12 protein-coding genes are annotated in these 13,491 nt (G+C 47.5%); 9 read left to right on the top strand and 3 right to left on the bottom strand.

Annotated features, from left to right (window positions below):
• Positions 1-131 precede the first annotated feature (131 nt).
• Both A8O23_RS02995 and A8O23_RS02990 read right to left on the bottom strand, forming a co-directional pair.
• On the bottom strand, positions 132-1,817 hold the full coding sequence (locus A8O23_RS02995; protein ID WP_066616319.1) for a pyruvate dehydrogenase complex dihydrolipoamide acetyltransferase: 1,686 nt from the start codon (positions 1,815-1,817) through the stop codon (positions 132-134).
• A 137-nt stretch (positions 1,818-1,954) separates the two neighbouring features.
• On the bottom strand, positions 1,955-2,569 hold the full coding sequence (locus A8O23_RS02990) for a histidine phosphatase family protein (RefSeq protein ID WP_066616317.1): 615 nt from the start codon (positions 2,567-2,569) through the stop codon (positions 1,955-1,957).
• A 54-nt stretch (positions 2,570-2,623) separates the two neighbouring features.
• Here A8O23_RS02990 and A8O23_RS02985 point away from each other — a divergent pair, with 54 nt between their 5' ends.
• From A8O23_RS02985 to gldC, 9 genes are all read left to right on the top strand, one after another.
• Complete coding sequence (locus tag A8O23_RS02985; protein ID WP_066616314.1) at positions 2,624-3,043, top strand: hotdog fold thioesterase; 420 nt, start codon at positions 2,624-2,626, stop codon at positions 3,041-3,043.
• 7 nt (positions 3,044-3,050) lie between these two features.
• Positions 3,051-4,274 carry a chorismate-binding protein gene (locus A8O23_RS02980; RefSeq protein WP_082882876.1) on the top strand — a complete coding sequence of 408 codons (1,224 nt, stop codon included), beginning with the start codon at positions 3,051-3,053 and terminating at the stop codon, positions 4,272-4,274.
• Complete coding sequence (gene menD, locus A8O23_RS02975) at positions 4,271-5,980, top strand: 2-succinyl-5-enolpyruvyl-6-hydroxy-3-cyclohexene-1-carboxylic-acid synthase (RefSeq protein WP_066616312.1); 1,710 nt, start codon at positions 4,271-4,273, stop codon at positions 5,978-5,980. The genes A8O23_RS02980 and menD overlap by 4 nt, the downstream gene beginning before the upstream one ends.
• Before the next feature lie 397 nt (positions 5,981-6,377).
• On the top strand, positions 6,378-7,202 hold the full coding sequence (gene menB, locus A8O23_RS02970) for a 1,4-dihydroxy-2-naphthoyl-CoA synthase (protein ID WP_066616957.1): 825 nt from the start codon (positions 6,378-6,380) through the stop codon (positions 7,200-7,202).
• Positions 7,203-7,373: 171 nt separating this feature from the next.
• Positions 7,374-8,468 (top strand): AMP-binding protein, encoded by a 1,095-nt coding sequence (locus tag A8O23_RS02965; protein WP_082882875.1) that lies wholly within the window; start codon positions 7,374-7,376, stop codon positions 8,466-8,468.
• A gap of 144 nt (positions 8,469-8,612) precedes the next feature.
• Positions 8,613-10,160, top strand: coding sequence for an N-acyl-D-amino-acid deacylase family protein (locus A8O23_RS02960; protein WP_066616310.1), 1,548 nt, complete (start codon positions 8,613-8,615; stop codon positions 10,158-10,160).
• 129 nt (positions 10,161-10,289) lie between these two features.
• Positions 10,290-11,030 (top strand): hypothetical protein, encoded by a 741-nt coding sequence (locus A8O23_RS02955; protein WP_066616308.1) that lies wholly within the window; start codon positions 10,290-10,292, stop codon positions 11,028-11,030.
• A 225-nt stretch (positions 11,031-11,255) separates the two neighbouring features.
• Positions 11,256-12,380, top strand: coding sequence for a DNA polymerase III subunit beta (gene dnaN, locus A8O23_RS02950; RefSeq protein ID WP_066616306.1), 1,125 nt, complete (start codon positions 11,256-11,258; stop codon positions 12,378-12,380).
• A 219-nt stretch (positions 12,381-12,599) separates the two neighbouring features.
• Positions 12,600-12,953 carry a gliding motility protein GldC gene (gene gldC / locus A8O23_RS02945; RefSeq protein WP_066616954.1) on the top strand — a complete coding sequence of 118 codons (354 nt, stop codon included), beginning with the start codon at positions 12,600-12,602 and terminating at the stop codon, positions 12,951-12,953.
• Positions 12,954-13,000: 47 nt separating this feature from the next.
• On the opposite strand, the gene A8O23_RS02940 is transcribed toward gldC, so the two are convergent.
• Entirely contained in the window at positions 13,001-13,480 is a 480-nt protein-coding gene (locus tag A8O23_RS02940) for a hypothetical protein (RefSeq protein WP_066616303.1), read from the bottom strand.
• Positions 13,481-13,491: the final 11 nt, after the last annotated feature.

Genomic DNA, 13,491 nt, shown 5'->3' with positions numbered 1-13,491 from the left:
CTCGTGCCATTCGTTTTCGGCTTACTTTCTCAAAAACAGTCCCAAAACAAAAGAGCCGCTAGATTTCTCCAGCGGCTCCTTTTTTAAAGTTATCCGTCTAATAACGAATAACTAATTCAAACTTTCTATAATTAAACTAGCATGGTTACTGGGTTCTCCAGGAATGCTTTCAGCGTTTGAAGGAAAGCAGACCCAACGGCTCCATCTACTACTCGGTGATCGCATGACAAGGTAACTTTCATCACGTTGCCAATCTGAATCTGACCTTTTTTCACCACTGGCGTTTGTTTAATACCACCCACAGCCAAGATACAAGCATCTGGCGGGTTGATAATGGCAGTGAATTCTTCAATGCCAAACATACCCAAGTTAGAGATAGTGAACGTGCTGCCTTCCCAATCGCTAGGCTGAAGTTTCTTAGACTTGGCTTTTCCACCTAAATCTTTTACTTCGGCAGAGATAGAAGAAAGTGACTTTTGGTCAGCGTTACGAACAACAGGTACTAACAATCCTTCTTCCACGGCTACGGCCACGCCAATGTTCACCACGTTGTTGTAGCGTATTTTGTCGCCTAACCAAGAAGAGTTCACGGCTGGGTGCTTTTTAAGGGCAGCGGCAGCGGCTTTGATCACCATGTCATTAAATGATACTTTCACCGGAGATACTTCGTTCATGGCCGTACGCGCTTCCATGGCTTTGTCCATGTCAATTTCCATGGTCAGGTAGAAGTGCGGCGCAGTGAACAAGCTCTCTGAAAGACGGCGGGCAATCACCTTACGCATCTGCGATACCGGAACCTCAGTATAAGCCTCACCTGGTGCGGCCACAGGGGCAGCAGCCGAAGCGGCTTGTGGTTGAGCTTTTGGAGCAGCCGCGCTAGGAGTGAAGCTCTCCACGTCACGTTGCACAATACGTCCGTTCTCACCAGAACCTTTCACGTCGGAAAGGTTAATGCCTTTTTCCTGGGCAATTTTCTTAGCTAGCGGAGAAGCCAAAATACGGCCACCGTTGCCTGTACCGGAAGAGGCAGATGTGCCTTGGCCAGGTACAGGAGCGTTGGCTGCCTGATTTACACCGTCACCAGATTGGGTCTGTGCGTCGGTTTTATGGTTTTCAGCGCGGCTTACTTCTTCCTGTGAGCCAGTGACTGTGTTTGGAGCACCTCCACCACCGTTCAGTAAGGACTTGTAATCAGCTCCTTCTTCACCTATAATGGCTAAGATACCGTCTACTTCAACTGCGTTACCGGCCTCTACACCTATGTAAAGGAGAGTACCGTCTTCATAAGACTCTAGCTCCATGGTGGCCTTGTCGGTTTCTACCTCAGCCAAAAGGTCGCCAGACTTAACTTTGTCGCCTACTCTTTTATGCCAGGCTACAATAGTGCCTTCCTGCATGGTGTCGCTCATTTTGGGCATACGCACCACTTCAGCGTTCACATTGGCGGCAGGGGCAGAGGCAGCTGGTGCAGCCTCTTGTTTGGCTTCGGCCTTAGGGGCCTCGGCTTGTTTAGGCTCTTCGGTTTTGGCAGGGGCGCTGCCGCCGTTTGCTTCGGCCAAAAGGCCTGAAATATCTTCTCCTTGTTTCCCTATGATGGCCAAAACACCATCTACAGGTACAGATTCACCGTCTTTTGGACCAATGTATAGTAAAGTCCCGTCTTCGTAAGACTCCAGTTCCATGGTCGCCTTGTCGGTTTCCACTTCAGCAAGAATGTCCCCAGATTTCACAGAATCACCAACTTTCTTTAACCATGAGGCAATGACCCCCTCGGTCATGGTGTCACTCATCTTGGGCATTCGTATGATTTCGGCCATAGTTGTCGCTCAGTTTTATTGCCTCAAAAATAGAGGCAAAAATGCTCTAATACAAATAAGGTTTAAAGAGAATATGCAGGCGTTTTTGAGCTATTTTCAAAAAAACAGGTCTAAAACAGTAAAGTTCACTTTCATTTTCAGGCCAAATGTGATACATCGGCAAAGCGTTCAACCCAATACATAGAACCAGTATGGTTCAGAAGATACAGGCAAAGGTTCTGGTGCACAAAGCGGTCCATCTGGTGCAGGGGGTAGTTCAGAATTTGAGCCAGCAGTACCCGCATGGCTCGGCCGTGCATGCAAACCAGTATAGTTTCTTCCTCGGGGCGGGAGAGTATCAGGTCCAGCACCGGTTTTTGGCGGTCAGCTACTTGCTGGGGGCTTTCACCGCCCTCAATGGGCACATCCGTCTCTCCCTGGTTCCAGCGCTCCAGCATCTCATAATAATAGGCATCTTCCTCTGGGGTTATTCTGGTGCCCTCACGGTGGCCCCAGCTTATCTCGTTTAGCCCGGCGTGCCGCTCATGGGGTATGCCTAAATCAATGAACTTTTGCACGCTCTGCACACTGCGCTGCAGCGCCGACGTATAGATTTTGTCAAAAGGAACATGTTGGTAGGCGTCGAAGAATTTATCTGCCTGCCAGCGGCCGGTATCATTGAGGGAACTGTCTACGCCGCTTCCCTGCACTATACCCTGTAGGTTAAGGTCAGTTTGGCCGTGGCGGATGAGGTATATTTTTTTGAGGCTCAATTTTTACGCTAATTTGCAGACCCTAAAGGTAGGGCATAAATACGAATACTACGGATGAAAAGACGCGCGGATGTCTCGTTGGAGCAGCTAAATAGCTGGAACAAAAATACAATGGGCGAACACATTGGTATAGAGTATACCGAAATTGGCGATGATTACCTTGTGGGGCGTATGCCGGTAGACCACCGCACGCACCAGCCCATGGGTCTTTTGCATGGGGGGGCATCTGTAGCGCTAGCTGAAACTTTAGGAAGTGTTGGTGCCACCATGTTCTTAGACTTGGGTAAGCAGTATTGCGTGGGGCTGGAGATTAACGCTAACCACATTAAGAGCGTGCGCAGCGGGTATGTGTATGGAAAAGCTACTGCGCTTCATGTGGGCCGCCGCACCCAGGTCTGGGAAATCCGTATTACCTCAGAGGCCGGTGATTTAGTTTGCATAAGCCGCATCACCATGGCCGTTTTGGACAGATAATTATTTCATGCCCCATACAACCTCACACATTCAAAATCTGATTTCTTCAGTTGATGCCTCTCCAGAAGAAATTGCTTACCATTTATTCACTGCTGCTTTACAGGCTGAGTTACCAGCGGCGCTTTGGCGATTACCTAATTCTCAAGACATACAGGTTCTGGTTTCGGGTGAGCGCCAAAATGAGTTGCCGCAGTTAGAAGGCGGCCAGAAAGGTTTTGCTTTTTGTCCGTTCCAGCTTTCTGAGGCTGCGCCAAAAGTGTTTTTGCCTGCCGTTTTGTATTTCTGCAGCAAAATAAAAGAAAGTTTAGAAACCGGAGAGCAGGAGCTGCCTGAGCGTTTTTGGGCAGTTTTTAAAAAAACAGCCCAAAAACAGCCATCAGACCTGACTTGGCCAACCCACCCTGACGGAACAGCTAAATTTCTTGCCCGCGATGCTTTTGAAAAAAGTGTAGCCAACGCTGTGGAGGCCATGCAGGCGGGTTGCCTAGAGAAAGTGGTGCTGTCCCGTACGAAGACGTTGCCTCTTTATGAAGGCTTTAACCTGCTGAACACTTTTACCCAACTAACGCAACTGTACCCCACTGCCTTTGTTTCTTTGGTGGCGGTGCCTGGGTTGGGAACTTGGTTGGGAGCTACCCCTGAGCTGCTGGTGCAGATAGACAAGCACAAAGTATTCAGAACGGTGGCATTGGCTGGTACACAACCTCTGACGGAGGGCTTGACTTCTGCCGATGCCATTTGGCGGCAGAAAGAAATAGAGGAGCAGGCGCTGGTGCAGCGTTACATCATCAGCTGTTTTAAGCACATCAGGCTACGTGACTACGTTGAAGTAGGCCCGAGAACTGTAGCTGCCGGAAACCTGCTGCACCTTAAAACAGATTATAGCGCTGCCATGGAAGAAGTAGGGTTTCCTCACTTAGGTACCCAAATGTTGGAGTTGTTACACCCAACTTCAGCGGTGGGAGGAATGCCTAAAGCATCAGCGTTAAAAATGATAAAGGAGCTGGAACCGCACGACCGCCGCTATTACAGTGGCTATTTAGGGCCGGTGCAGCTGGGGCAGGAGACAAGTCTGTATGTAAATTTGCGTTGCGTAGAGTTAGGCAAAGACACCGTTACGGCCTATGCCGGTGCTGGTATGACCGCTGATTCCATACCCGCCAGAGAGTGGCAGGAAACTGAACTGAAAATGCAGACCGTGCTGCGGCTGTTTCAAGCGTCTGAATCATGATTTTACAACCTATAGTTGACTTGGTGGAAATCTGCGCCCGCAAAGGCGTGCAAGATGTGGTGCTTTCACCGGGCTCCCGCTGCGCGCCCTTAACCATTGCGTTTGCGCGGCACCCGAAACTGAGGGTGCGCACCGTGCCCGATGAACGGAGCGCGGCCTTTATTGGGTTGGGCCTAGCTCAGCAAACAAGACGGCCAGTGGTGTTGGTGTGTACTTCCGGCACCGCCGCCTATAATTATGCCCCCGCTGTGGCCGAGGCTTTTTACCAGAACATTCCGCTGCTGGTACTAACTGCTGACCGCCCGCCCGAGTGGATTGACCAGCTTGACGGACAAACCATTCGGCAGAGCCACATTTACGGGAAGCACGTCAAAAGCAGCCTAGATTTTCCGGTAGATACGACACACCCGGATGCCCAGTGGCACGCCAACCGCTTGGTGAACGAAGCATTGAACGAGGCGCTTGCTTTTCCGCAGGGACCAGTCCACCTGAACATCCCGCTGCGGGAGCCTTTTTACCCAGAGCCCGACGAGGAAATAAAGTTTAACGATAAGGTAAGAGTCATTGAAGAAATGCCTTCTGCCTACGGATTGCCAGAAGAAGCATGGCAGAATCTTAGGGCGGAATTATCAAAATTCTCTAGAATCTTAGTGGTAGCAGGTCAGGGGCAGAAGTGCCCGAACACTTATGAAGCAGTGCAATTGTTTTGCCGTGCTTCGGGGGCAGTGTTTGTGACCGATGTTATCAGTAACCTGCAGATAGAGGGCGAGACAATCAATTACCATGATGTTTTTTTAGGTGCCAAACATCTGCACGCAGAGGCTGCTCTTCAACCAGATTTGCTCATCACGTTTCATCAGTCATTGATATCAAAAAACATGAAACTGTTCCTTCGAAAGCAGCAGGGGCTCCAGCACTGGCACGTGCAGCCCGCTGGGTTCGTGGCCGACACTTTTCAGTTCCTTACCCGCATCATCAGAACTGAGCCCAAAGATTTCTTTTTGAAGCTTAATCAAGGAGAAACAAGTCCTCAGGTGAAACCAGCATTTACGCAGAGTTGGCATTCTTTGAATTTTAAGGGGAAGTCAATTTTAGAGCAATTTCAGAAAAACAGCCCATTTTCAGAGTTTCAAGCTTGTCATACAGTGCTCCGTAATTTGCCGGACAACAGCCTCCTGCACCTGGCCAACAGCATGAGTGTGCGCTATGCCAACCTCATCGGCGTAGCCGATAAAGAAAACGTGGAGGTATTCGCTAACCGTGGCACCAGCGGTATTGACGGCAGCACCAGCACAGCCGTTGGTGCCGCTCTCAGCACTGATAATCTGGTGACTCTGCTCACCGGTGACATGGCATTTCTGTACGACCGAAACGCGCTCTGGCACAATTACCTGCCCCAGAACTTCCGCGTTGTGGTATTGAACAACCACGGCGGCGGCATCTTCAGAATGATTGAAGGCCCCAGAAACCAGCCGGAACTTAGGCCCTTCTTCGAAACGGAGCAGCGTCAGACGGCGCAGAAAACAGCAGAGGACATGGGCTTGAACTATTTGAAAGTAACTGATGCAGCAGGTTTGGCTGAAGCTTTAAATACTTTCTTTGACGTATCTGCCGGTCCGCAGTTGTTAGAGGTTGAAACTAGTAGCCCGGAGAATTACGCCATCTTTGACCAGTACCGGAAAGCAGTGCAGGAAATAAAACTGTAGATGCTGTTTTAGGCCAGTTTTTGTGAAAGTAGGCCTAAAACAGGTGAGGCCTTAAGCTTCAGTTGGTATATCATGGCGCAAGCGTCCGCATGTGTCCGCGTATATTCCAGATGTAGGTGCAATCCCTTGTGCGTGCACTTGTGCTACCCGCTGCAGTTTTGGTTGTTGGTGAAAGCACGCAACAACGGCAGAGTTAAAAGCGAAAGCACCAAGTAATTTATCATGATTGCTCACGGACACCAGCGGACGCTTGCGCCATAAAGGTTTCGGAATTTTAATTTTAACCAAGCCTGAATACCTTTGCAGCAAATCTTTGAGGCAGGGCTTTACGTTTACAATTCAGACTTCTGCCAGTTCTTCAGATACTGAAGAATACGTTTTACCTAATTTACCCACTATGGAAAGCAAATACAACTGGAGTACTCTAAAAGAATATAAGGAGATACTTTTTCAGTTCTACAACGGCATAGCCAAGATCAGCATTAACCGTCCGCAGGTGCACAATGCGTTTACGCCACTTACCGTGTCTGAAATGATTGATGCCATGAACATCTGCCGCGATAATTCAGACATTGGCGTTATTATTTTCACAGGCGAAGGCGGAAAAGCTTTCTGTTCAGGCGGTGACCAAAGTGTACGCGGCCACGGCGGTTACATTGGCGAAGACACCGTTCCGCGCCTGAACGTGCTGGACCTGCAAATGCAGATTCGCCGGATTCCGAAGCCTGTAATAGCCATGGTAGCTGGTTGGGCCATTGGTGGTGGTCACGTGCTTCACGTGGTGTGCGATTTGAGTATTGCTGCTGAAAACGCCCGCTTCGGCCAGACTGGTCCAAAAGTAGGTTCTTTTGATGGTGGTTTCGGGGCGTCATACCTTGCCCGCATTGTTGGCCAAAAGAAAGCCCGCGAAATCTGGTACCTCTGTGACCAATACAATGCCCAGGAAGCTTTAGACATGGGTTTGGTGAACAAAGTGGTGCCGCTGGAGCAGTTGGAGGAAACTACGGTAGAGTGGTGCCAGAAAATTTTAGAAAAGAGCCCCTTGGCCCTACGCATGCTAAAAGCCTCTTTCAACGCCGAACTAGACGGTCAAGCCGGAGTGCAACAGTTAGCCGGTGACGCTACCTTGCTCTACTACCTGTCAGACGAAGCTAAAGAAGGGAAGAATGCTTTCCTGGAAAAGCGCAAGCCAGATTTCTCTAAGTATCCTAAGTTTCCTTGATAGACACTAGATTCAAGACACAGGACGTGAGACAAAAATTTCTATAGAAATAATAAAGAGCAGCTTTTTTCAAGCTGCTCTTTTGCTTCATATAAGATCAACTTTATGATTATTTCTAAGTCTTGAATCTTATGTCTTGTGTCTTACGTCCAATGCTAAAACACTACGTCCATGCCTGACCATCTGCTACTCAACGGTAAGAAATTCTTTCTAGATGAAATTCAGCACTACTCGTTCCGCGAGAGTATTCCCATCAATGGGTATGAAGCTAAGACGTTAGAGTTCTGCAAGAATTGGCTTCTGGGGGTGCAGGAGTTTCCGGTGCAGACATCGGGCAGCACCGGAACCCCAAAACTGCTCGCGCTGAAAAGGGAGGCCATGGAAGCCAGCGCTAAAAGAACCCTGCAGATTTTTGACTTACTTTCCGGGGACAAGGTATTGGTTTGCCTGAACACGGAATACATTGCCGGTATGATGATGCTGGTGCGTGGGTTCGTGGGACAACTTCACATGACTATTGTTGAACCCGCAGGGAATCCATTGGCTGGAGTGGAAGCAGATGCTGCGTTCGCTTTTGCTGCCATGGTGCCGCTTCAGCTACAGACTGTACTGGAACAGACCCCGGAGAAGGTCAGTATCCTGAACAAGATGAAAGCGCTATTGTTAGGTGGTGCTCCCTTGTCAAAATACCAGGAAGAGCTGGTGCAGCAGTTGCAGGTGCCCGTGTACCAAAGCTACGGTATGACCGAAACCGTTTCACATGTGGCAGTGAGGCGGCTAAACGGACCTGAAAAAACTGATTTCTACCGTGCGTCCGAAGGAGTGACACTGGGGCAGGATGAGCGCGGCTGCCTTACCATTTCCGCTGACGTCACAAATCATGAAACACTGGTAACCAATGATAAAGTTGAACTGCTGGATGCGCAGACATTCCGGTGGTTGGGCCGCGCAGATTATACCATCAACTCCGGCGGAGTGAAAATACAGTTAGAAAAAGTAGAGCGGACATTGGAGCAGGCGCTGAGGGAGATGGGAATGAACCGCAGGTGTTTTGCTTCCGCCTTGCCCGATGAGGCGCTGGGTGAGCGCCTGATTGCGGTGCTGGAGGGACAACCACTCACCGATCTGGAAGAGGAAAACCTGAAAGGCAAACTCAGCGAGACCTTGGGCAAATATGAAATACCGAAGCAATTCGGTTACCTGCCCCGCTTACCTGAAACGGCCACTGGTAAAATTGACCGGCGTGGAGGCATGGCGTTGCTGTAGTGTTTTTAGGCTGTTTTTCTAAAAGAGGCTTAAAACAAGAGTGAGCGCTTTAGTATTAGGATAAGGTTTAAGTGTTATGGTTCATACTTTTTTTGACCGTTACCAATTGCTATTTTTCCGAATCATTCACCAACAGCCTCTGCCGTGCGACTTCTATACATTCTATTCCTGTTTTCACTCCTCTTTATTTTTGCCTGCACCCCTAAATCCTCCAGCTTCCAACAGTTTCTGGGGCAGCAGCCTAGCAAAGTATTTGATTTGCTTATCTTCAACGGGCAGGTAATAGATGGTACAGGTAAAGCAGCCTTTAAGGCAGATGTGTTAGTTGCTGGAGATTCCATTGTATATGTAGGCGAGGTGGACACGGCGCTTGTACAAGTGAGAAAAATAATTAACGCGTCCGGTAAAATTGTAAGCCCCGGTTTCATTGACACCCACGCACACGGTGAGCCAAGGGGCAAAAACGGATTCAGGAATTTCTTGGCGATGGGGGCTACCACAGTAACGTTAGGTAACGATGGCTCCAGTCCGGACAACTTGCAGGAGTGGATGCAAAAGGTGGAGGATCATAAGCCAGATGTGAACGTGGCGCTGTTTGTAGGGCACGGCACTATTAGAATAGCCTCTGGCATTCAATATGATTCGTTGCCTTCTCAGCAACAGCTGGAGCGCATGGGGCAGTTACTGCGCGAGCAGTTAGAGGCTGGTGCTATAGGTCTTTCCACTGGATTAGAGTATCTGCCCGGGTTGTATGCACCCGCCTATGAACTGGAGTATCTGGCTAAGGTAGTTGGGGAGAAGGGGAAATTAATTACCAGCCACATCCGGAACGAAGATGACAATGCAGTGGAAGCTTCTATAAAAGAATTGTTTTTGCAAGGCAAACACTGTTCTGTGCATGTGTCGCATTTAAAGGTAGTTTATGGAAGTGGTGAGCAGCGGGCAGAAGAGATACTGGCGCTGCTGGAGCGTGCAAGGAAAGAAGGTGTCAAGGTGACTGCCGATGTATATCCGTACACCGCCAGCTTTACAGGAATAAGCCTTCTGTTTCCGGACTGGGCGCTGCCCCCTCACAATTATGAGCAAGTAGTAAAAACCCGTCGAAAAGAGTTAGCTACCTATTTGCGGGAGCGGGTAAACAAACGGAACGGACCCGAAGCCACACTTATTGGCACCGCCCCGTTCGCGGGTAAAACGCTGGCGCAGCTAGCGCAGGAGAAAAACAAACCCTTTGAAGATGTCTTGATAGATGACATAAAACCAGGCAGGGCATCGGCAGCTTATTTTGTGATGGATGAGGACTTGCAATCTCGTTTGATCATTGATTCTACTACCATGATTTCCTCAGACGGCGGACCTGAAATGCGGCACCCTCGGGGCTACGGTTCTTTTTCTAAGATAATTGAAGAGTATGTGGTGCAGAAGAATTTACTACCGTTAGAGCAGGCAGTTTACAAGATGACATGGCTCCCGGCAAAAACTTTGGGTTTAACAGATCGTGGTAGAGTTGCTGTGGCTATGAAAGCGGACTTATTAATTTTTGATCCAAAAGAAGTGAAAACCACCGCCACTTATGAAAATCCTTTTCAGTTAGCTAGAGGCTTTGACTTCATTTTTATAAATGGAAAAGCAGCTGCAGAGGCAGGAAAATACGCTCCTGAAAGGAGTGGGAGAGTTTTGCGAAAAATATAAAGAGTATTATATATTAATATTCTTATTTTAAGTAAAACCTGCAAGTAAGAAAATATTTTGAAAAAACACAATCTTTCCTTTAAATATTCCCGTAAGAGAGGATTGTAAATTTTGAAATGTTAGCTTACTATGAAACGAATATTGTACCTTTCCTATTCTGCCCTGTTGGTTCCGCTGTTGTCTTCCTGCCAGATAGGTGGTATGGATAATTCATCCGTTACGGCTATGGTACTTCCGTATGAGTCACGCATTGCCAGTTGTGACTCTCACTCATACACTACCAAAGACGCCGAAACCATTGATTTAGGCACAGCCCGTGGCGACGTTATTTTAGTAGGCTTCAAACCAAATTTAACGCTGGAGGAAAGGCAGCAAATCATTCGCTTATTTCCGTTTACCAATGAGATAGACGGAGAAGTAACCATGGATTCAGGCATAATTACCAGAGTCAAATTGATTTCTGATGCTACCTGCTTTGAAGCCTGGAAAACCTTGAAAGAATTGGAGAAGCATGAAAGTGTTTTGTTTGCCAACCCTGCCTTTAACCCGACACCTCAAGATGCCGGCACTTATCAATGGATTGGCCTTACAAATGAATTCATTGTGGCGTTAGAGGAAGGTACGAGTCAAGAACAATTTAATGCATTGCTGAAAGAAACAAATGCCGCTGTCGTGTTTTCTTTGTCTGATGAAATGCATGTAGTAAGCGCCGATAAAAATTCTACTGGTAACGCTCTTGAATTAACCACTTTATTTAACAGCAAAGCATTTGTGGCTGGCGCAGAACCAAACTTTATCTATTTTTTGAATCCCATTGATGTAGAAACATCTACCCAAAGAGCTTCTTTTAAAAAACTTAAGAAGAATTAGATCTTCATACCTAGAAAAGAGGGAACATAGAAAACCCTTTATTAAGCGTTGTGCGGCACTATTTGTAAAGGGTGCCGCACAACGCTTTTGCGTTTTAGGCCTGTTTTAGAAAATTCAGCTCTAAAACAGAATAGTTGAAAACAAACCAATAGCTAGGGGTAGGAAAAAATGCATTTTTGGCTAACTTTGCTCGATAATAGACCTTTCGCTAAACGACTATAAAGCATGAAATTCATTGTATCTTCTACGGCGCTGCTAAAGCAGCTCACCAGCATTAACGGAGTAGTAGCCAACAATCCGGTGGTGCCTATTCTGGAGAACTTCCTGTTCGAAATCAACGATGGTGTTTTGACTATTACGGCCAGTGACCTGGAAACCTCCATGATGACGGAGATACATGTAGAAGCTCGTGAGAACGGTCGTATTGCCGCACCAGCCCGTATCTTGATTGATACGCTAAAGAACCTGCCAGACCAACCGGTAACTTTCACCATTGACGAGGAAACGTACACCATTGAGATCAGTTCTTCTAACGGTCGTTATAAACTGTCTGGCGAAAACGCCACCGACTTCCCTAAAGTGCCGGTGGTGCGTGGGGGCAATGCCATAGAGATTCCATCTAACGTGTTGAGCCGGGCTATCAACAAAACCATTTTTGCGGTAAGCAACGATGAGCTTCGTCCGGCCATGACGGGTATTTTTGTGCAGTTGAACAGCGGAAACATCACGTTTGTAGCCACAGATGGTCACCGTTTGTTGCGTTACCGCCGCAACGATGTTAGCAGCGAGAACACCACCTCTATCATCATTCCAAAAAAAGCGTTCAACCTGCTTAAGTCTACCTTGCCAAGTGAGGCTACGGCTGTGAGAGTAGAATTTAACACCTCTAACGCGTTCTTCAGCTTTGACAACATCCGGATGATTTGCCGCCTGATTGATGAGCGTTACCCAGATTACGAGAACGTGATTCCGGTGCAGAACCCGAACAAACTGAGCATTGACCGCTATGATTTCCTTAGCTCAGTGAAGCGTATCTCTATCTATTCAAACAAGACTACGCACCAGGTTCGCCTTCGCATCACCGGCAGTGAGTTGCAGATTTCAGCCGAGGATCTTGATTTCTCTAACGAAGCCAGTGAGCGCTTAACTTGCCAGTATGACGGCGAAGACATGGAAATAGGATTCAATGCTAAATTCCTGACCGAGATGCTGAACAACATGGATTCAGATGAAATCACTTTAGAGCTTTCTACCCCTAACCGGGCTGGTTTGTTAATGCCTGCCACCAACGATGAAGATGAAAACATCTTGATGCTGGTAATGCCGGTAATGCTGAATAACTACGTTTAGTACATAGAATAATAAATTAAACAAGAAGGCCTCCTGATATTTCTTCAGGAGGCCTTCTTGTTTAATTTATGGGGGCAACTTCTGTTTTTAGCCTGTTTTTCTAAAAGTATGCCTGAAACAGAAGGTGAACTCAAAAGAATTAAGCCTGCCATAACTGCGAAAAACATTTTACCTTTGCAGTTTAGTAACCGGCGCGGCAGCGCTAATACCATGAAACAAATGAAGAAATCAGAAATACACTTCAGCATAGCCTTAGACGATCAACGTGTACCAGAAGCCATCAGCTGGAGAGCCACTGATGCTGGCGAAGATATCCATTTCGCTAAAGCCATCAACATTGCCCTTTGGGACCGCAATGACACCGGAACCATGAAAATTGACCTTTGGACGAAGGACATGCCAGTAGATGAAATGAAGTACTTCTACATTGATACCCTTGGCGCCATGGCCCAAAGTTTAGAGGCGGCTACCAATGATAAGCTGATGGCCGAGAAAATGCGCAGCCTGTGCCAGGAACTTATGAAGCACGTAGAGGAGCAGCAAAAACGTAATGCTGCCCAAAACCCTCAGTAACAAAAAAGGCCACCTTAAGGTGGCTTTTTTGTTACTGTTCAAGCTAATTAGTTTTTAGCTGTCCCTTCTTTAATTACCGCTACTTCCGGTTGAGGGAAGGTTCGTTTAGCGTCTTTGCTGTCTTCAGCTACCAATGTTTTGGCAACTTTGGCATTTTCTTTTTTCAGCTTAAGAGCATATTCTTGGTCATACGAGTTGAAAGATTTACGAGTGCTATAGTACTGTGAATACTGAGCGGTGCTCAAAAAATCCTCTAGCTCTTTGTCGCGTTCTTTACAAAGACCTTTGTAACACTTCTCCAGTTCAGCTGGGTTTCCAGCGTACATTCTTTCAAACTCAGCCATCTTTTTGGCTTTGTCCAGATTAATTGCCCGCAACTTCTTTGACTGGTAGTTATTCAGCTGCAAGTCACGGATCATTTTATCAGATAGGTTTCTGGCACGCTGTTCAGCTGTTTGTGTGTTTTGAGCGAATGCACCCACACAAACAAATAAAACTAGGGCCAAGGTATACACAAAATTTTTCATAGTCTTTCAGT

This window comes from Rufibacter roseus, from assembly GCF_001647285.1.
Taxonomy (GTDB): Bacteria; Bacteroidota; Bacteroidia; order Cytophagales; family Hymenobacteraceae; genus Nibribacter; species Nibribacter roseus.
Note: the sequence above shows the minus strand (reverse complement) of the source record. Positions and strands in the feature narration are given on the sequence as shown.